Origin of the sequence: Candidatus Pseudomonas auctus (genome assembly GCF_048654275.1) — a bacterium.
GTDB classification, from domain to species: domain Bacteria; phylum Pseudomonadota; class Gammaproteobacteria; order Pseudomonadales; family Pseudomonadaceae; genus Aquipseudomonas; species Aquipseudomonas pharyngis.
The window spans coordinates 43,822-61,424 of the sequence record NZ_JBJYZK010000018.1 but is presented as its reverse complement, the minus strand read 5'-3'; the positions used below and the strand labels follow the sequence as shown (position 1 = coordinate 61,424).

Sequence of the window (17,603 nt, the reverse complement as noted above, 5' to 3'; positions counted from 1 at the left end):
TACTCAGCACACCGCAGGCAGCCCGTCTGTGGCGCAACCACTGATAGGTATCGCCTTGTCATCCTGTACTCATTTCTGTACGTTCTTTGCATCAAGCGAGGACTACAACATGGACACTATCAACTACACCACAGCTCGTGCGCACTTGGCCGAAACCATGGATCGCGTGAATGAAGACTGCGCCCCGCTTCTGGTAACCCGCCAAAAAGGCGAGCCTGTAGTGATGATGTCTCTGGCCGAATACAACGCGCTGGAAGAAACGGCTTATCTGCTGCGTTCTCCGGCCAATGCCGAGCGCTTGATCAAATCGATTGGCGAAATGCGCGCTGGAAAAGCCAAAGTCAGGCAACTGATTGAAGAATGAAAATCCAGTTCACGCCAACGGGCTGGGAAGACTACTTATGGTTTCAACAAAACGATAAGGCCGGTCTCAAACGAATCAATCTTTTGATCAAAGCGATCCAGCGCCAACCCTTTGAAGGCTTGGGTAAACCGGAGCCACTCAAGCACAACATGAGCGGCTTCTGGTCACGGCGGATAACTGCCGAGCATCGCTTGGTCTATGCGATCGTAGACGGCGAAATCTGCGTCATAACTTGCAGATTTCACTACTGACCAAGTGATCAGACATGGCTCAGGGAACGGCCCACCCCTCTGACAATCATCCCCACCTCCCGCTCATCAATCGTCAGCGGCGGCAGCAACCGAATCGTCTTGCCGCGAGTGACGTTGATCAGCAGTCCATGATCCCGCGCGGCAATCAGTGTCAGGTCGCGGATCGGCTGTTTGAGTTCGATGCCGATCATCAGCCCTTGTCCACGAATCGCCAGCACATTCGGATTGTCTGCCAGCTCTGCACGCAAGCGGGTCAGCAGGCGCTCACCCTGGACCCTGGCATTTTCCAGCAGGCCTTGTTCCTCGATGATCTCGAGCACGGTGCAGCCCACCCGACACGCCAATGGATTGCCGCCGAAGGTGCTGCCGTGGCTGCCGGGGGTGAACAGATCCGCCGCTCGGCCCCGTGCCAGGCAGGCGCCGATCGGCACGCCGTTGCCCAGACCCTTGGCGAGGGTCATGACGTCGGGAACGATGCCTTCGTGCTGGAACGCAAACCAGCGACCGGTACGGCCGATACCGGTCTGGATTTCGTCGAGCATCAGCAGCCAGGCGTGACGGTTGCACAGCTCGCGCAGGGCCTTGAGGTAGCCGGACGGCGCCAGTTGCACGCCGCTTTCACCCTGAATCGGCTCGACCAGAATCGCCACGATTCGCTGGCCATGCTTGCGCTGTACCTGCTCCAGCGCCTCAAGATCGCCGAACGGAACCTTGACGAAATCCCCGGGCAAGTCATTGAAACCGAGCCGCACCGCCGGGCCATCGCTGGCGGACAAGGTGCCGAGGGTACGGCCATGAAACGCGTTGGCCATCACCACCACCAGCGGCTGCTCGATGCCTTTGCGCCAGCCGTAAAGGCGCGCCAGTTTCAGTGCGGTTTCATTGGCCTCGGCACCGGAGTTGTTGAAGAACGCCCGCTCCATCCCTGCCAGCCGCGTCAGCTTCTGCGCCAGCGACTGTTGCCAGTCGATGCTGTAGAGGTTGGAGGTGTGCAGCAGCAATCCCGCCTGCTCGCTGATCGCCGACACGATGCGCGGGTGCGAGTGACCGACATTGGTCACCGCCACGCCCGCCACCGCGTCCAGATACTCGCGGCCCGCCTGATCCCAGAGTCGGGTGCCCAGGCCTTTGATGAAGCTCAGGTCCAGCGGTTGATAGGTGTTCATCAGGGCGGCGGTCATGTCGGCAAACTCCAGCGAGGTGAGAGGTGCTGGCAGTATGGTTATCCACCTGAACTGGATAAACTCGGCAAAACTTCAATCATTTAAAAGTCGGGCTTGATAATGGATCTGTTCCAGTCGATGAGCGTGTACGTCAAGGTTGTGGAGTCCGGCAGCATGACGGCGGCCGCGCTGCAGTGCGAAATGTCCACGACCATGGTGGGCAATCACCTGCGGGCACTGGAGCAACGGCTCGGTGTGCAATTGCTGCAACGCACCACCCGCCGCCAGCGGCTGACCGAGTTCGGCAGCGTTTACTACCAGCGCTGCCTGGAGGTATTAGGTCTGGTCGCCGACTCCGAACGCCTCGCCGAACAGACGCTGGATGAACCGCGCGGCATCCTGCGGGTGACCGCGCCGCTGACCTTTGGCGTCGAACGCCTGGCCCCGGCGCTCAGCGAGTTTTCCCTGCAATGTCCGCAGGTCAAACTCGATGTGATCCTGACCAACCGCCGCCCTGATCTGCTGGAAAGCGGTCTCGACGTGGCCTTCCGACTGGGCCACTTCGACCAGTCCAACCTGATCGCCCGCCCGCTGATCGACTACACCCTGACCGTCTGCGCCTCCCCGGAATACGTGGCCCGACGCGGCATGCCGCTCACGCCTGAAGAACTGCGCCAGCACGACTGTCTGTCCTTCGCCTACCCCGCCGGCGATGACTGGCAATCGGTGGAAAAGCAGTGGCGCCTCAGCGGCCCGGACGGGGACATCATGGTCGACGTAAAAGGCCCGATGCTGATCAACAGCTCCGCCGGCCTGCATCAGGCCGCGCGCACCGGCATGGGCATCGTGATGCTGCCGGATGCACTGGTGGAACAGGATCTGCGCGACGGCCGACTGGTCGTCGTGATGCCGGACTACCAGCCGCCGAACCGCCCGATGCATCTGCTTTACGCGCCGGATCGCTATCGGCTGCCGAAACTGCGTCGCTTCGTCGAGTTCGCCATGCAGATGTGGGGCAGACCGTAAGCAACGCGACTACTGTTGGAAATACACCAGGGACGGGATCAACGAATGAACAAGGACATTTCAATACGCGACCTCCTGCCGACGGAAGTCGAGGCCGCAAGGCAGTTTCTGGGGCGGCACGGCTGGGGTCATCGCACCGGCACCGCCGAGCATTTCGCAAAGCTTGTTCAGAACTCCCAACGCACTGCCGTTGCATTGAGCGGCCAGCAGGTTGTCGGTTTCGCCCGTGGCATCACCGATGGTTTGTCCAACGGTTACCTGTCGATGGTCGTGGTCGACGGGCAACACCGGCGCGCGGGAATCGGGCGGGCGCTGGTCGAACATGTGATGGGCGACAACACCGACATTACCTGGGTTCTGCGTGCCGGCCGCGAAGGTGCGGAAGCGTTTTTTGCCAGCCTGGGGTTTGAAACCTCGGTGATCGCGATGGAGCGTTTGCGACTGAAATAGCCGACGGTTACTGTGACCCCGACTATGCTCCACCCTCCTCCTTTTCCAGCATGGATGCTGCGCAATGCTCACGATTCTGCAAAACACTCCGATACGGGTTTACCTGATTTTTCTGCTGGTGGTTTGTTTCGGTATAAAGGCGTTCTCTCCCCGCCGCGAAAGCCGTGCCTCTATGCTGATAACACCCCCGGCGTTTTTGGCGTGGTCGCTGTACTCCCTGAACCTGTCGATCAACCCGGCCTTGTTTTTCAGCACCTGGCTCGGCGCGCTGTTGCTGGGCGGTCTCTCGGCCTGGCTGGTGTTCTCCCGCCGGGGCGTGGTGCTCGACGACTCTGCGAAAGGGCTGATCATGCCGGGCACCCCAAAAATCCTGATCATGTACCTGATGTTCTTTTCCGCGAACTACTACTTCAATTATCAGCATGACGTGCATCCGGAGCGTTCCGCGTCCCCGGACATGCTGCTGCTCAAAGCCTGCATTGCGGGCTTCATTTGCGGTCTGATCGGTACCCGTTCTCTGAAGCTCTACTGGACGCTGCGTGGCCTGACATCCCGGCGGCTACCGGAGAACGCTGTCGCCAATGAATGAGCCAAGGCACGCGCGGTGTCTGGTTGCCCTTCACAAATCATCCGGATAAATAATCGGCACCGCCGGCCCCTTGCTCCGTGACAACGCTGCCGCGCTCCCCTAAATTAGTCGGCCTGAAAAAGCCCCCAGCGCTTTCTCGTCTCATCTCAAGTTAAAAAAGTAGTGAAATTTCAATGTCCGATTTCAACACCGCTGAATCCGTAGTCACTCTGTCGTCCAAAGCGGAATACGAAAACTCCATCAATCTTTCACAACACATCCCACAGGCGAAGATCATCAGCGAGATGGTGCTGGACGCGTTCCAGTCGAGCCGCGAAAGCGATCAGATCCGCGAACTGCGCGCCGCGATCCGTCAGGCCCACGACCGCTTCGATGACGACCAGGCTTACGAGCTGATGGGCGAACTCAAGCGCCTGAAGGACGCCGAGGCTGCCGACATCGCCGCCCTCGAAGATCTGAGCAGCAAATTCCCGATCAGCCGCATCCTGTCCAGCTTCAAGGACGATCCGGCGTTCCAGGAAATCGTCTATGGCCTGGCCCTCAAGGTTCTGAACCAGACCCATCAGGCGATCAGCAACCCGAGCGGCGGCAAGAGCAAGGCCGCACGCGCCAAGAAAGACGTCGAAGTGTTCAGCATCAGCAAGGACGGCATCAGCGTGACCCTGCCAATGCGCACACCGCGTTCGCGCCTGAGCGTGGATCGCGAGGCGCTGGAATTCCTCGGCTTCACCTTCGTCGGCGAAGGCGATGAGGCGGAAATCGAAGGCGAAACCTTCGTCGACAACGCCGGCACCGAACACGCGATCAACCGCAAGAACATCATCACCGCCCTGCAACAGCAGACCGCGTTTGATGGCTACAGCATCGCCGCCCAGTAATACCGGGCGCTGACAAAAAAGCCCCGCACTGAAATTCAGGCGGGGCTTTTTGTTGTGCGGCTTTCAGCGATTACGCCGAAGGATGCACTGCGGCGATCATATCGACTTCGATGGCTGCGTTTTTCGGCAACTGATAGACGCCGACGGTGGTGCGGGTGTGTCGCCCGACATCGCCCAACACATAACTGAACACATCCGACGCGCCATTGGCGACTTCGCTGAGGTCAACGAAATCCGGCGTGGACTTCACGTACACCGTGACCCGCAACAACGACCTGACCTTGTCCAGCGAACCGACTGCATCGACGATAAAGGCCAGACAGCGCATCGCACTGATGCTCGCCGCGGCCTGCGCATCCTTGAGCGTCAACTCCTGCCCCACCCGCCCTGGATACTGAATCTTGCCCTCGGTGCGCGGCACCATGCCGCTGATGTAGATCTCATCGCGATGACGGATCAACGGCGCGTAATTGCCACCCACCGTGTTCTCGCCATTGATGTCGTAGTTCAGCTCTTTTGCCAGGGCAATGAATCGCTCGTCGCAGGTCATCCTCTCAGTCATTTCGCCCAGCCTCTTGATCGATGCATGAAGTTGGATCCGAATCTAGGGCTTTTGCCTGTTGATCGCAACCTGTCGATTTCTAGCTAGTCGTTTCGAGGGAATGGCTGATTACCGCACCCCTTTGGTAGCGAGGCTGTTCACGACAAAGGACGTCGTTTCTCCATCATCCGAGCAACAAAAAACCCCGCTCATCTCTCGATGAACGGGGTTTCTCGTACAACGTTCGAACCTTACGGCGCGTACGTCAGCAGCAGCTCGGTCGGCACCTTGAAGTCCAGGGACATCATGACGCTCAGCGCGGTGATGGTGAAGATCGAGAACACGAACAGCTTGCGTGCCCAGACCGTGTCATCCACCGCCTTGTAGCCGGTCCAGGCCATGTACAGCCAGTACATGCCCATGGCCGCGGCGACGGCGAGGTAGCTCATGCCGGCGTAACCGCTGAAGGTCAGCATCAAGGTCGCCACGAGGAAGGCCAGGATGTAGAACAGGATGTGCTTCTTGGCCACCTGGATCCCGCGCTTCACTGGCAGCACCGGAATCGATGCGGCCAGGTAATCGTTGAAGCGGAAGATCGCGATGGCGTAGGAATGCGGCATCTGCCACAGGCTGAACATCACCAGCAGGGTCAGCGCGGCCATGTCGAAGCTGTTGGTCACGGCCACGTAACCGATCACCGGCGGCATCGCGCCCGACAGACTGCCCACCAGCGTGCCGTGAACCGACTTGCGCTTGAGGTACAGGCTGTAGAAGCCGACGTAGATGATGAAGCCGATCACGGCGAACAGGGCAGCCAACGGGTTGGCCACCTTGTACAGCAACGCAACGCCGGCGACACCCAGGACGGTCGCATAGACCAGGGCCAGTTTCAGGGAGATCAAGCCCTGGACCAGCACCCGGTTCTTGGTGCGCTCCATCTTCAGGTCGATGTCGCGGTCGATGCAGTTGTTGAACACGCAACCGGAGGCCACGACCAGGGAAGTGCCGATCATGGCTGCCAGAAACACGGCCAGATCGACATGCCCTTTCGAGGCCAGGAAGAACCCGCCTGCCACAGAAAGCACGTTACCGAAAATGATCCCCGGTTTGGTGATTTGGATAAAGTGCTTGAGCGACATCGGGTTTACCTCACTTCGCCATCATGTAGGTGTGGATGCTGAACATGATCCACAGCGACAGACCGACCAGCAGCACGATCACGATGGCCGTAAAGACGAACGCAATCACGTTGTTACGTTGAGCGATGGAACGGTCCAGGTGCAGGAAGTAATACAGGTGAACGATCACCTGGATCACGGCGAACAGCAGGACGATTGCCAGCGTCGTCGACTTCGGCAGGGTCGGGAACATCACCAGGCCGAACGGGATGACGGTCAGGATTACCGACAGGATGAAGCCGATGGCGTACGACTTAACGCTGCCGTGGCCAGCATCATGGCTGTCATGGGAGTGTGCATTAGCCATTACAGGGTCCCCATCAGGTAAACAACGGTGAATACGCAGATCCACACCACGTCCAGGAAGTGCCAGAACAGGCTCAGGCAGCTAAGACGGGTCTTGTTGGTCGCCGTCAGGCCGTGCTTGTTGACCTGGTACATCATGATGCCCATCCAGATCAGACCGGCGGACACGTGCAGACCGTGGGTACCGACCAGCGTGAAGAACGCCGACAGGAAGCCCGAACGGCTAGGACCGAAGCCCTCGGAGATCAGCAGGTGGAACTCGTTGATCTCCATGGCGATGAAGCCTGCGCCGAGCAGGAAGGTCATGAACAACCAGCCCAGAACCTGCTGCTTTTTACCCTTGTACAACGCCAGCATGGCGAAGCCGTAGGTGATCGAACTGAACAACAGCAGAGCGGTTTCGCCCAGCACGTATGGCAGTTCGAAGATGTCGTGGCCCGACGGGCCACCGGCGACGTTGTTTACCAGTACCGCGTACACCGCGAAGATCGACGCAAACAGAATGCAGTCGGTCATCAGGTAGAGCCAGAAACCGTATACGGTCATCTCGCCCGAGTCGTGGTGATGGTCATCGTGCCCATGGTCATGACCATGGGCGTGTCCAGCATTGGTCACTAAGTTCGACATTGTTTAAGCCTGTTCCAACTTGGTTTCAACACGGGTTGCGGAAGCAGGGATCTTCCCGGCCGCTACCAGACGCTTGTGCTGCTCGGCTTCGATGCGCTCGATCACGTCGACCGGCACCATGTAGCCCTGATCGTCACGTGCTGCGTGGATCACGAAGTAGATGACAGTGCCGGCCAGGCTGGCGATCGCCAACCACCAGATGTGCCAGATCATCGCGAAACCGAACACGGTCAGCAGTGCGCCCATCACCACGCCAGTGGCGGTGTTGTTCGGCATGTGGATCGGTTCGTACTTGGCCGGAGCCTTGTACGCGGTACCGTTTTCCTTGGCCTCGGTAAACGGATCGATGCAGTCTGCCTTTGGCAGTACAGCGAAGTTGTAGAACGGAGGTGGCGACGAGGTCGACCATTCCAGGGTATGGGCATTCCACGGGTCACCGTGTTCGCACATGTTTTCCGGTTTCTTGCGGTCACGCACCGACACGTACAGCTGGATCAGCTGGCAGGCGATACCCACAGCAATCATCACCGCACCGAACATGGCAACGTACAGGTACGGTACCCACTCAGGGTTGGTGGTGGCGTTCAGACGACGGGTCATGCCCATGAAGCCCAGAGCGTAGAGCGGCATGAACGCGACGAAGAAGCCCGAGATCCAGAACCAGAACGCTGCTTTACCCCAGCCTTCGTGCAGCTTGAAGCCGAACGCTTTAGGGAAGTAGAAGCCGAAACCTGCGATGTAGCCGAATACCGCGCCGCCGATGATCACGTTGTGGAAGTGCGCGATCACGAACAGGCTGTTGTGCAGAACGAAGTCAGCACCCGGGATGGCCAGCAGTACGCCGGTCATGCCGCCGATGGCGAAGGTCACCATGAAGCCCAGGGTCCACAGAACCTGGCTGGTGAAGCGCAGACGGCCCTGGTAGATGGTGAACAGCCAGTTGAACAGCTTCACACCCGTCGGGATGGAAATCAGCATCGTCGCCAGACCGAAGAAGGCGTTGACGCTGGCACCCGAACCCATGGTGAAGAAGTGGTGCAGCCAAACCATGAAGCCCAGTACCGAGATCGCGCCCGAGGCGTAGATCATCGAGTGGTGGCCGAACAGTTTCTTGCCGGTGAAGGCCGAGATGACTTCCGAGAAAATGCCGAATGCCGGCAGGATCAGGATGTAAACCTCAGGGTGGCCCCATGCCCAGAACAGGTTGACGTACATCATTGGATTGCCACCAAGTTCATTGGTGAAAATGTGGAAATCCATGTAACGGTCAAGGGTCAGCAGTGCCAGGGTAGCGGTCAGGATCGGGAACGAAGCCACGATCAGAACGTTTGCCCAGGTGCAGGTCCAGGTGAAGATCGGCATGTCCATCAGTTTCATGCCAGGGGTACGCATTTTCAGCACGGTCGCGAGGAAGTTGACCCCGGTTAACGTTGTACCCAGACCCGATAGCTGTAGCGCCCAGATGTAGTAGTCCATCCCCACGCCAGGGCTGTATTGCAGACCCGACAGCGGTGGATAGGCAACCCAGCCGGTCTTGGCGAATTCGCCGACGCCCAGGGACAGGTTGATCAGCACGACGCCGGACACCAGCAGCCAGAAGCTCAGGGAGTTCAGGAACGGGAACGCAACGTCACGCGCGCCGATCTGCAGCGGCACTGCAAGGTTCATCAGGCCGGTGAAGAATGGCATCGCCATGAAGATGATCATGATCACACCGTGAGCGGTGAAGATCTGGTCATAGTGTTCAGGTGGCAGGTAGCCAGGCGAACCCTCGGTGGCCATGGCCAGCTGGGTCCGCATCATGATGGCGTCGGCAAAACCGCGCAGCAGCATGACCATGGCGACGATGATGTACATCACGCCGATTTTCTTGTGGTCGACCGACGTCAGCCACTCGGTCCACAGGTAAGTCCACTTCTTGAAGTAGGTGATTGCAGCGAACAACGCCAGACCACCGAGCGCGATCATCGAGATGGTGACCATCACGATCGGCTCGTGGAAAGGGATCGCTTCCCAACTTAATTTACCAAACATCGTTTACTCCTCTGCCCCGGCAGCTGAATGCGAATTCGAGTCCATATCCGTTGCCGCCACTTCTTTCTCTTTCTTCTCGTGCTTCAGCGGCTTGCCTGGTTTCATGCCTTCGTACTTGTCGACGATGGTCTGGAACAGGTTCGGCGTGACCGAGGAGTAGAGCTCGACTGGATTGTTCTGGCTTGGCTTGGCAAGGGCTGCGTATTCAGCGGCTTCAAGCTGTTTAGGTGCCTTTTTGACTTCACTTACCCAGGCGTCGAAATCTTCCTGAGAAGTTGCGATCGCTTTGAATTTCATACCGGTGAAACCAGCGCCGCTGTAGTTGGCGGAGATACCGTCCATTTCAGCGTTGCGGTCAGCGATCAGGTGCAGCTTGGTGGTCATGCCCGCCATCGCGTAGATCTGGCCGCCCAGGCCCGGGATGAAGAACGAGTTCATCACCGCGTCCGAAGTGATCCGGAAGTTAACCGGGGTGTGCGCCGGGAACACGATCTTGTTGACCGTGGCGATGCCTTGTTCCGGGTAGATGAACAGCCACTTCCAGTCCAGCGCGACCACTTCGATGGTCACCGGCTTGACGTCGGATTCGATCGGACGATACGGATCCAGCGAGTGGGTCGACTTGTAGGTGATGTAACCCAGGGCAATGATGATCAGGACCGGGATGGTCCAGACTGCCACTTCGATCTTGGTCGAGTGCGACCATTTCGGGGTGTAGACGGCGTTCTTGTTGGAGGCGCGGTACTTCCAGGCGAACAGGAAGGTCATGACGATGACCGGCACAACGACCAACAGCATCAGCAGCGTGGCGGTGATGATCAGGTTGCGCTGTTCCAGGCCGACCTGGCCCGTTGGATTGAGCAAGGTCATGTTGCAGCCTCCCAGCAACAACGTGCCGAGCAGCGGCACTAGGCCTAGTAATCTGGGGTACCTGTTTTTACTCATCTCACGACCTCTAAAGCAGCTTGCGCAATGCAGTTGGGTTTTGATCGCCAACACTTCACCCTGCCAAGGGTTGGCATTTTCTTTGGATTGAATAAGGGCCGCCCGTCGCGCGTCAGACGCTCGACAAAACCTGGGACAGCGGTCAGTTCTTATTCGAATTCGTGGTCAAAGGCCTTGTTACAGACCAATTCCATTTGGTGCGGAAAGTTGGAAAGGCACCGACACCTGGGTGTCTCGCAAGCCTCTCGGCTGCCCGACACCCGACTTCCTGCTCGCCTCCTTAATAAAGGCTGAACAGTGCCGGGAATTCAGTGCGGGCGATTGTAGATAGGTAGCGCCCTATACACCATGTCTTATCCCGAAATAATTTTTATCGCTCAGAGCAACAATCCATCATCGTTTTTGCAAAAGTGCCCCATGTTATCGAAATCGATTCTCAACAAAAACATCAAAAAATGTAGGCCTATCGGCCTCAGTTCAGACAGCTCCGAGAGCTTTTTCCCACGGCGCGATCCGCGCAAAGCCCGATATGCCAAGGCTTTTGGCCATCTGTCAGAGTCTGTTAAAACTGCCTGATCCGGCACTCCCGTGCAAAAACCAAAAAACGCTGAAACAGACCAATCCTTTTTTGTAACAGCACTCCAATCCGGGCCTGTGAACCGCGCTGCGACTGGGCGCGTGTGACAACATGTCGCACACCTGTCGCACCCTTCCTTGCCGTTCGTCACGGTGTTTTCACCAAGACCCTGAAATGCAAAACGCCTCGATTTGCGTCACCGCAAATCGAGGCGTTTGTATTATCGGCGCAGGCGCCGAAAAGTTGATTCAGCGCAATGCTTTTCGGTTACGCGAGGTCAGCAGCGGCACCAGAATCACCACCAGCACAAAGGCCACCAGCGCCCATTGCGCCAGCGACAGGCCGAGGATCGGCGGGTACGGCGTCGAGCAGAAACCGTCAACCTGGAAGCCCAGCGGGAAGATCTTCGCCAGCGGCAGGTCATCGACGATCGGCTGCAACACATCGATGCCGCAGCTCACCGCCGGATAGAACTGGGTGTACACGTGATGCCCGGCGACGCCGGCCCCGGCGATGGCACAAATCACCACCAGCACCTCGAACACGGTGATGGTGCGCCGGGTGCGCATGGCCGCGCCGATGAACGCGAACAACGCGATCAGCAGCAACGCATAACGCTGCAGGATGCACAGCGGGCACGGCGCCTCGCCCAGCACGATCTGCATGTACAGCGCGCCACCGATCAGCGCCAGGCAGATGATGCCCAGCAACACCAGATAGCGCCGTTCACGTCCCAATCGAATCGTTTCCTCGCTCATCGCGTTTCCCTTTCATGTCCATGGTTCAGCTGGCCGGCGGCTGCGCTTGCAGTTGCGCCATCAGGCTGATGTTGTCTTCGATATGCCAATTGGCCGCGATGCGACCGTTGTCGATCTGATAGATATCGGTTGCCCGGAAGTCTACACGCTGGCCCTGCCCATTGAGAGCCTTGAACGTGCCGGTGAAATGCCCGCGAAAGTGCAGGTGCACCACCACGCGATCCCCGGCGACGATCATTTGCTCGATCTCGCAACTCAAGTCCGGCACCGCCGTGCGAAAGAACTTCGACGCCAGCAACGGCCCGGTCGGCCCCTGCACCCGGCCTTCCGGCGGGGTCTTGTCGACGAACTGCGGCGACAGGGCGGCGGTGGCCAACGCCTCTTCGCCCGTGTTCCAGAAACTGCCATAACGCCGCGCCGCCAGTTCCATCGCATCACGCTGGGCCTTGGGCAGGCTCTGATCGACGATCAGGGTCTGCGGCTGGATCAACGCGGATTCGGCGAAGGCGAACGGACTGGACAGCAAGACAAGCGACAGGCCCAACGTGGCCAGGCTGAAACGACGGGAAGAGGCGAAGTGCGACATGGGGACGATCCTGATCATGTAAACGAACGAGCGCCTATCATCAGCATCGGGGAATAAACGATAAACCGGTTAAGAAACGATTAACCTTTAAACAGAATTTAAGAATCAGGGCCGTGTAACGGCCAATCGCTGGCAAGCCAGCTCCCACAAGGACCGCGTCGAACTCAAATCCTGTGGGAGCGGGCTTGCCCGCGAATGAAGGCGACTCGGTTCCGAATTATTCCAAAGCAGCCGCCGGCCCGAAGAACTCATACCGGCTCTGCTTCTCCGGCACACCCAGTGCCTTCAGGTGACGCTTGATCGCCCCCATGAAACCTTTCGGCCCAAGGAAGTAAGCGTCTACATCACGCTCCGCCGGCAGCCACTCGCCCAGTTGCTCTTCACTCAACAACCCGACCTTGTCCGCCGCCGGGCTCACGCCGTCATCTTCGGCGTAGCAATAGAAGCGCTTGAGCTGCGGATGGCGCGCGGCCAGCCCGTCGACCCAGTCACGAAACGCATGCACGCTGCCGTTGCGCGCACTGTGAATGAAGTACACCGGACGCTCGGTTTCCAGCGCCGCTTCCAGCATCGCCAGCGTCGGCGTGATGCCGACGCCGCCGCTGATTAGCACCAGCGGTTTATCACTGGCGGTCAGGGTGAATTCGCCCGATGGCGGGAACAGTTGGATGCTGGAACCGACATGCAACTGATCGTGCAAATAATTGGAAGCTCGACCACCCGGTTCACGCTTGACGCTGATGCGGTACTGACCTTTGTTGGCCAGGGCCGACAGCGAATAGTTGCGGCGGATTTCCTCACCGTCGAGCACCAGCTTCATGCCGATGTACTGGCCAGGTTCGGCTGCGAGGATCGGGCCTTTGTCCGCCGGTTCAAAGTAAAACGAAATGATTTCCGCACTCTCCTCGACCTTGGCCGCGACAATGAACTCCCGCGCCCCGCGCCAGCCGCCGACGGCTTGTTCTTTCTGGTCATAGATGGCGGTTTCGGCGCCGATCAGGATATCGGCCAACTGCCCGTAGGCCGCGCCCCAGGCGCTCATCACCTCCGGGGTGGCGATTTCTTCGCCGAGCACTTCGGAGATGGCGCGCAGCAGGCAGCTGCCGACGATCGGGTAGTGTTCCGGCAGGATCTGCAGCGCAACGTGCTTGTTGATGATCTTGGCAACCAGATCGCCCAACTGGTCGAGTTGATCGATGTGGCGGGCGTACATCAACACACCGTTGGCCAGGGCGCGAGGCTGGTCACCGCTGACCTGGTGAGCCTGGTTGAACAGCGGGCGGACTTCCGGGTACTCGGAGAGCATCATCCGGTAAAAGTGGGTGATCAGCGCTTCACCGCCGCTTTCCAGCAGAGGCACGGTGGACTTGATGATGGCTCGATCCTGGACGCTAAGCATAAGGGTGACTCCTGAGCTTTCTCTAAAAGTGCCTTATCCATTCCAGTATTCGTGCCAACTATTTTTTCTATATAAATCAATAGCTTGAAAATTATGTAGTCAGATCGACACAAGCCACTCTATAGTCGCTTCGACTACAACGTGTCTCTTTGACTACAAGCCTATGTCCGCCAAATCATTGCTCACCGCCCTGCTCCCACTAGTCTCCGACCTGTCCCGCGAACTGCCTGAAGGCGAGCGCTATCGGCGCCTGCTCGAAGCCATGCGCGCCCTGCTGCCCTGCGATGCCGCCGCATTGTTGCGCCTCGACGGAGAATGGCTGGTGCCGCTGGCGGTGGACGGTTTGAGCACCGACACCCTCGGCCGGCGCTTCAAGGTCAGCGAACACCCGCGCTTTGAAGTGCTGTTGGCCGGCCAAGGGCCGACCCGTTTCGCCGCCGACAGCGATCTGCCCGATCCGTATGACGGGCTGGTCGACGGCCTCGACGATCACCTCGAAGTTCACGATTGCCTCGGTTGCCCGTTGTTCGTCGATGAAAAACTCTGGGGCCTGATCACCCTCGACGCCCTCGATCCGGAGCGTTTCGAACCGATCGAACTTGATGCTCTGCAAGCCTTCGCCAGCCTCGCCTCGGCCACTGTGAATGCCGCCGAACGCATCGAACGTCTGGCGATCCGCGCCGAAGACGAACACCAGCGCGCCGAGGTCTATCGCCAGGCCAGCGGCCAGCAGAACCGCGAAATGATCGGCCAGAGCAAGGCGCATAAACGGCTGGTGGAAGAGATCAATCTGGTGGGCGGCAGCGACCTGACCGTGCTGATCACCGGCGAAACCGGAGTCGGCAAGGAGCTGGTGGCCCAGGCGATCCACGCCGCCTCCAAGCGTGCCGACAAACCGATCATCAGCCTCAACTGCGCAGCGCTGCCGGATACCTTGGTGGAAAGCGAACTGTTCGGCCACGTGCGCGGTGCCTTCACCGGCGCCACCAGCGACCGGCGCGGCAAGTTCGAACTGGCCAATGGCGGCACGCTGTTTCTCGATGAAGTCGGCGAGTTGTCGCTGACCGTCCAGGCCAAGCTGTTGCGGGTGTTGCAGAGCGGCCAATTGCAGCGTCTGGGTTCGGACAAGGAACATCAGGTCGACGTGCGCCTGATCGCTGCGACCAACCGTGATCTGGCCGAAGAAGTGCGCAGCGGCCGCTACCGCGCCGACTTCTACCATCGCCTCAGCGTCTACCCGTTGCGGGTGCCGGCGCTGCGTGACCGGGGGCGCGATGTGTTGCTGCTCAGCGGTTATTTCCTGGAACAGAACCGCTCGCGCATGGGCCTCAACAGCCTGCGTCTGAACAGCGACGCCCAGGAGGCGCTGCTGGCCTACAGCTGGCCGGGTAACGTGCGGGAACTGGAACACCTGATCGGACGCAGCGCACTGAAAGCGCTGGGCAACTGCAAGGTGCGGCCGAAGATTCTCAGCCTCAGTGCGCTGGATCTCGATCTGCCGCGCGAGGTTGTGGATAACTCGCCGGCGCCGTCCGAAGCAGCCACCATTCAGCCGTTGATCAGCGGCGACCTGCGCACCGCCACCGAGCAGTATCAGCGGCATTTGATCAGCGCGGCGCTTGAGCGCAATCAGAACAACTGGGCCAGTGCGGCGCGGGAGCTGGGGCTGGACCGGGCGAATCTGGGGCGGATGGCGAAGCGGTTGGGGATGAAAGGCTAAAAGCACACCCTCACCCTAGCCCTCTCCCTGAGGGAGAGGGGACTGATTGGGGGATATTGCAGAAATCCGCCGACGTGAACGATCTTTACTGAATCCAGATCGACTCGGTCATTCAGGTCGATGTACAACGCCAGACACCTCGGTCGGCCCCCTCTCCCTCCGGGAGAGGGCTGGGGTGAGGGGCTCTGGATCTCAAAGCCACCCGACAACTAACCTAAAGCCCAACCTTTTGACGCCGATAACCCGGCATCAATAGTTTCTGGCGACTTCCACCCTCGCCCACCCACCTTTCTCCACAGAAGGTTTTTATGTCTTCCAACAAAGCCCGCGCAGATTCACTTTCGCTTCTGCTGTTTACCTTGCGCAGCGGCAAGCTGATGGCGATCAACCTGCTGAAGGTCAGTGAAATCATCCCCTGCCCGCCGCTGACCAAGCTGCCGGAGTCGCACCCGCACGTCAAAGGCATCGCCACCCTGCGCGGTGCTTCGCTGTCGGTGATCGACCTGAGCCGCGCCATCGGCGAGCGGCCGCTGGAAGACCCGAACGGCGGCTGCCTGATCGTCACCGACGTCAGCCGTTCGAAACAGGGCCTGCACGTGCAGGCGGTGAGCAAGATCGTGCATTGCCTGACCACCGACATCAAACCGCCGCCGTTTGGTTCCGGCGGTTCGCGCGCCTACATCACCGGCGTGACCTCGGTGGACGGCACGCTGGTGCAGGTGCTGGACATTGAAAAAGTCATCCACGGCATCGCCCCGGCACAGATCGAAATGGCCCCGACCGAGCTGAGCATGGAAGACGCCGAAGTGCTGGGCAACGCGCGGATCCTGGTGGTCGACGACAGTCAGGTGGCGTTGCAGCAATCGGTGCACACCCTGCGCAACCTCGGCCTGCAATGCCACACCGCGCGCAGTGCCAAGGAAGCCATCGACTGCCTGCTGGACCTGCAAGGCACGGCGCAGCAGATCAACCTGATCGTCTCCGACATTGAAATGTCCGAGATGGACGGTTACGCCTTCACCCGTACCCTGCGCGAAACCCCGGACTTCGCCCACCTCTACGTGCTGCTGCACACCTCGCTGGACAGCGCGATGAACAGCGAAAAGGCCCGCCTCGCCGGAGCCAACGGCGTGCTGACCAAGTTCTCCTCGCCGGAGCTGACCCACTGCCTGATCGAAGCGGCCAAGCATGTCGCTGCTCAGGGTCACTGAGTCTTGAGCGAGACGTTCTGTTTTCTGATGCGGCGCGACCTGAGCCAGGACGTGCCGACCATCGAATGGCCGAACGGCATCGAACTCACGACTTACAGCGCCGAACGCGCAACCGCCGTGCATGAACTGATGCAGATCGGCTACCGCGAAGGCGGTGGCCGGGTGCCGGCGCTGGACGTCTGGCAACAGCAGTTCGAAACCGACCCGGAATACGATCCGGCACTGTGTTTCATCGCCAGCGATGCCAACGGCGTCATCGGCGTGGCGCAATGCTGGACCAGTTCCTACATCAAGAATCTGGTGGTGCACCCTCGCGCCCAAGGACGTGGATTGGGTCGGGCGTTGCTGCTTCATGCATTCAAGGCGTTTCAGGATCGACGTGAAGGGTTTGTCGACCTGAAGGTGCTGGAAGACAACCGGCGGGCGCAGCGCTTGTACGAAATGTCTGGAATGTATGTGGTTCGCCGGGAAATGGTGCCGGACTGATCCTACGCCATCGCTTGCAGGCAAGCTCCCACAGTTTGAAATGCATTCCAAAGTGGGAGCCAGCCTGCTGGCGATGAGGTCGGCACAAGCAACTTAACGCCTCAGCGGCAATCCAAAGTCCGGCCACACAGACCAAGGATGCCTACACCATGAAATCCATTACATTAAGCCTTCTCTTCCTTAGCGCCCTCGCCTCCCAGGCCCACGCCTCCAGCCCCGACGCCTGGGCGGCCTACGACAAAGCCGTGCTCACCAGCTGCACCAAGGCCAGCGGCCTGAAAAACGCCAAACCGGTCGGCAACGCCGCGCAATTCGATGACCGCGTCGGCTACACCGCGCTGTTGTTGCAAGGCCAGTATCCGCAAAAACACATGAAGGGCCAGCAAGGCACCGAGCTGTGCCTGTACAACAAAAAGTCGAAAACCGCGTTCGTCACCGAATGGGACTCGATCCGCCCCACCGCCAAACCCTGAGCGAATGGCGCACAACTTGCTTCACTCCGGGCCTGTACGGC

General features: G+C 59.3%; 20 protein-coding genes. 10 read left to right on the top strand and 10 right to left on the bottom strand.

Annotated elements, in window-relative coordinates:
- Nucleotides 1-109 precede the first annotated feature (109 nt).
- Both ACKUG4_RS25710 and ACKUG4_RS25705 read left to right on the top strand, forming a co-directional pair.
- The gene (locus tag ACKUG4_RS25710; RefSeq protein WP_039765667.1) at nt 110-364 is read left to right on the top strand and encodes a type II toxin-antitoxin system Phd/YefM family antitoxin; all 255 of its coding nucleotides are present in this window, start codon (nt 110-112) and stop codon (nt 362-364) included.
- Nucleotides 361-615 carry a Txe/YoeB family addiction module toxin gene (locus tag ACKUG4_RS25705; RefSeq protein WP_011335833.1) on the top strand — a complete coding sequence of 85 codons (255 nt, stop codon included), beginning with the start codon at nt 361-363 and terminating at the stop codon, nt 613-615. The genes ACKUG4_RS25710 and ACKUG4_RS25705 overlap by 4 nt, the downstream gene beginning before the upstream one ends.
- An 8-nt stretch (nt 616-623) precedes the next feature.
- On the opposite strand, the gene ACKUG4_RS25700 is transcribed toward ACKUG4_RS25705, so the two are convergent.
- Nucleotides 624-1,796 carry an aspartate aminotransferase family protein gene (locus ACKUG4_RS25700; RefSeq protein WP_445435107.1) on the bottom strand — a complete coding sequence of 391 codons (1,173 nt, stop codon included), beginning with the start codon at nt 1,794-1,796 and terminating at the stop codon, nt 624-626.
- Between the two features lie 102 nt (nt 1,797-1,898).
- Between ACKUG4_RS25700 and ACKUG4_RS25695 the strand changes: the two genes are divergently transcribed.
- The 4 genes from ACKUG4_RS25695 to ACKUG4_RS25680 all read left to right on the top strand — a co-directional run bounded on the left by ACKUG4_RS25695 (nt 1,899) and on the right by ACKUG4_RS25680 (nt 4,721).
- Complete coding sequence (locus ACKUG4_RS25695; protein WP_064599264.1) at nt 1,899-2,804, top strand: LysR family transcriptional regulator; 906 nt, start codon at nt 1,899-1,901, stop codon at nt 2,802-2,804.
- 45 nt (nt 2,805-2,849) lie between these two features.
- Nucleotides 2,850-3,254: a GNAT family N-acetyltransferase gene (locus ACKUG4_RS25690; RefSeq protein WP_085610942.1), complete on the top strand. Its 405-nt coding sequence runs from the start codon at nt 2,850-2,852 to the stop codon at nt 3,252-3,254.
- Nucleotides 3,255-3,318: 64 nt separating this feature from the next.
- Nucleotides 3,319-3,843, top strand: coding sequence for a hypothetical protein (locus tag ACKUG4_RS25685; protein WP_445435106.1), 525 nt, complete (start codon nt 3,319-3,321; stop codon nt 3,841-3,843).
- Between the two features lie 173 nt (nt 3,844-4,016).
- A complete protein-coding gene (locus ACKUG4_RS25680) occupies nt 4,017-4,721 on the top strand; it encodes a hypothetical protein (RefSeq protein WP_039765656.1) in 705 nt (234 codons plus the stop codon).
- Nucleotides 4,722-4,791: 70 nt separating this feature from the next.
- Here ACKUG4_RS25680 and ACKUG4_RS25675 read toward each other — a convergent pair whose 3' ends face one another.
- The 9 genes from ACKUG4_RS25675 to hmpA form a co-directional block, all read right to left on the bottom strand.
- Complete coding sequence (locus ACKUG4_RS25675; protein WP_011335841.1) at nt 4,792-5,283, bottom strand: RidA family protein; 492 nt, start codon at nt 5,281-5,283, stop codon at nt 4,792-4,794.
- A 230-nt stretch (nt 5,284-5,513) separates the two neighbouring features.
- A complete protein-coding gene (gene cyoE / locus ACKUG4_RS25670; protein WP_039765651.1) occupies nt 5,514-6,401 on the bottom strand; it encodes a heme o synthase in 888 nt (295 codons plus the stop codon).
- Nucleotides 6,402-6,411: 10 nt separating this feature from the next.
- Nucleotides 6,412-6,747, bottom strand: coding sequence for a cytochrome o ubiquinol oxidase subunit IV (gene cyoD, locus ACKUG4_RS25665; RefSeq protein WP_007956718.1), 336 nt, complete (start codon nt 6,745-6,747; stop codon nt 6,412-6,414).
- A complete protein-coding gene (locus tag ACKUG4_RS25660; protein ID WP_007956720.1) occupies nt 6,747-7,373 on the bottom strand; it encodes a cytochrome o ubiquinol oxidase subunit III in 627 nt (208 codons plus the stop codon). Before ACKUG4_RS25660 ends, cyoD begins: the two co-directional genes overlap by 1 nt.
- 3 nt (nt 7,374-7,376) lie before the next feature.
- Complete coding sequence (cyoB, locus tag ACKUG4_RS25655) at nt 7,377-9,407, bottom strand: cytochrome o ubiquinol oxidase subunit I (RefSeq protein ID WP_064383941.1); 2,031 nt, start codon at nt 9,405-9,407, stop codon at nt 7,377-7,379.
- 3 nt (nt 9,408-9,410) lie between these two features.
- Nucleotides 9,411-10,352, bottom strand: a complete 942-nt coding sequence (cyoA, locus tag ACKUG4_RS25650; RefSeq protein WP_011335843.1) for a ubiquinol oxidase subunit II — start codon at nt 10,350-10,352, stop codon at nt 9,411-9,413.
- Between the two features lie 825 nt (nt 10,353-11,177).
- A complete protein-coding gene (locus tag ACKUG4_RS25645; protein ID WP_445435105.1) occupies nt 11,178-11,687 on the bottom strand; it encodes a disulfide bond formation protein B in 510 nt (169 codons plus the stop codon).
- Nucleotides 11,688-11,712: 25 nt separating this feature from the next.
- Complete coding sequence (locus ACKUG4_RS25640) at nt 11,713-12,273, bottom strand: ester cyclase (RefSeq protein ID WP_445435104.1); 561 nt, start codon at nt 12,271-12,273, stop codon at nt 11,713-11,715.
- 217 nt (nt 12,274-12,490) lie between these two features.
- On the bottom strand, nt 12,491-13,672 hold the full coding sequence (gene hmpA, locus ACKUG4_RS25635; RefSeq protein WP_445435103.1) for an NO-inducible flavohemoprotein: 1,182 nt from the start codon (nt 13,670-13,672) through the stop codon (nt 12,491-12,493).
- Nucleotides 13,673-13,835: 163 nt separating this feature from the next.
- On the opposite strand from hmpA, the gene norR reads away from it, so the two are divergent.
- The 4 genes from norR to ACKUG4_RS25615 all read left to right on the top strand — a co-directional run bounded on the left by norR (nt 13,836) and on the right by ACKUG4_RS25615 (nt 17,562).
- On the top strand, nt 13,836-15,392 hold the full coding sequence (gene norR, locus ACKUG4_RS25630) for a nitric oxide reductase transcriptional regulator NorR (RefSeq protein ID WP_445435102.1): 1,557 nt from the start codon (nt 13,836-13,838) through the stop codon (nt 15,390-15,392).
- A 308-nt stretch (nt 15,393-15,700) separates the two neighbouring features.
- Nucleotides 15,701-16,603, top strand: a complete 903-nt coding sequence (locus tag ACKUG4_RS25625; protein ID WP_011335848.1) for a chemotaxis protein CheV — start codon at nt 15,701-15,703, stop codon at nt 16,601-16,603.
- A gap of 27 nt (nt 16,604-16,630) precedes the next feature.
- The gene (locus ACKUG4_RS25620) at nt 16,631-17,089 is read left to right on the top strand and encodes a GNAT family N-acetyltransferase (protein WP_445435123.1); all 459 of its coding nucleotides are present in this window, start codon (nt 16,631-16,633) and stop codon (nt 17,087-17,089) included.
- Nucleotides 17,090-17,238: 149 nt separating this feature from the next.
- The gene (locus ACKUG4_RS25615; protein WP_445435101.1) at nt 17,239-17,562 is read left to right on the top strand and encodes a hypothetical protein; all 324 of its coding nucleotides are present in this window, start codon (nt 17,239-17,241) and stop codon (nt 17,560-17,562) included.
- Nucleotides 17,563-17,603 lie beyond the last annotated feature (41 nt).

Excerpts from the sequence above, each read along its gene's own strand:
- ACKUG4_RS25705 (WP_011335833.1), top strand. The coding sequence starts at position 361 with ATGAAAATCCAGTTCACGCCAACGGGCTGGGAAGACTACTTATGGTTT.
- ACKUG4_RS25615 (WP_445435101.1), top strand. The coding sequence starts at position 17,239 with ATGAAATCCATTACATTAAGCCTTCTCTTCCTTAGCGCCCTCGCCTCC.
- ACKUG4_RS25620 (WP_445435123.1), top strand. The coding sequence starts at position 16,631 with ATGCGGCGCGACCTGAGCCAGGACGTGCCGACCATCGAATGGCCGAAC.
- cyoB (WP_064383941.1), bottom strand. The coding sequence starts at position 9,407 with ATGTTTGGTAAATTAAGTTGGGAAGCGATCCCTTTCCACGAGCCGATC.
- hmpA (WP_445435103.1), bottom strand. The coding sequence starts at position 13,672 with ATGCTTAGCGTCCAGGATCGAGCCATCATCAAGTCCACCGTGCCTCTG.
- ACKUG4_RS25625 (WP_011335848.1), top strand. The coding sequence starts at position 15,701 with ATGTCTTCCAACAAAGCCCGCGCAGATTCACTTTCGCTTCTGCTGTTT.
- ACKUG4_RS25645 (WP_445435105.1), bottom strand. The coding sequence starts at position 11,687 with ATGAGCGAGGAAACGATTCGATTGGGACGTGAACGGCGCTATCTGGTG.
- ACKUG4_RS25685 (WP_445435106.1), top strand. The coding sequence starts at position 3,319 with ATGCTCACGATTCTGCAAAACACTCCGATACGGGTTTACCTGATTTTT.
- ACKUG4_RS25695 (WP_064599264.1), top strand. The coding sequence starts at position 1,899 with ATGGATCTGTTCCAGTCGATGAGCGTGTACGTCAAGGTTGTGGAGTCC.
- cyoE (WP_039765651.1), bottom strand. The coding sequence starts at position 6,401 with ATGTCGCTCAAGCACTTTATCCAAATCACCAAACCGGGGATCATTTTC.
- cyoA (WP_011335843.1), bottom strand. The coding sequence starts at position 10,352 with ATGAGTAAAAACAGGTACCCCAGATTACTAGGCCTAGTGCCGCTGCTC.
- ACKUG4_RS25680 (WP_039765656.1), top strand. The coding sequence starts at position 4,017 with ATGTCCGATTTCAACACCGCTGAATCCGTAGTCACTCTGTCGTCCAAA.
- ACKUG4_RS25640 (WP_445435104.1), bottom strand. The coding sequence starts at position 12,273 with ATGTCGCACTTCGCCTCTTCCCGTCGTTTCAGCCTGGCCACGTTGGGC.
- norR (WP_445435102.1), top strand. The coding sequence starts at position 13,836 with ATGTCCGCCAAATCATTGCTCACCGCCCTGCTCCCACTAGTCTCCGAC.
- cyoD (WP_007956718.1), bottom strand. The coding sequence starts at position 6,747 with ATGGCTAATGCACACTCCCATGACAGCCATGATGCTGGCCACGGCAGC.
- ACKUG4_RS25710 (WP_039765667.1), top strand. The coding sequence starts at position 110 with ATGGACACTATCAACTACACCACAGCTCGTGCGCACTTGGCCGAAACC.
- ACKUG4_RS25675 (WP_011335841.1), bottom strand. The coding sequence starts at position 5,283 with ATGACTGAGAGGATGACCTGCGACGAGCGATTCATTGCCCTGGCAAAA.
- ACKUG4_RS25690 (WP_085610942.1), top strand. The coding sequence starts at position 2,850 with ATGAACAAGGACATTTCAATACGCGACCTCCTGCCGACGGAAGTCGAG.
- ACKUG4_RS25700 (WP_445435107.1), bottom strand. The coding sequence starts at position 1,796 with ATGACCGCCGCCCTGATGAACACCTATCAACCGCTGGACCTGAGCTTC.
- ACKUG4_RS25660 (WP_007956720.1), bottom strand. The coding sequence starts at position 7,373 with ATGTCGAACTTAGTGACCAATGCTGGACACGCCCATGGTCATGACCAT.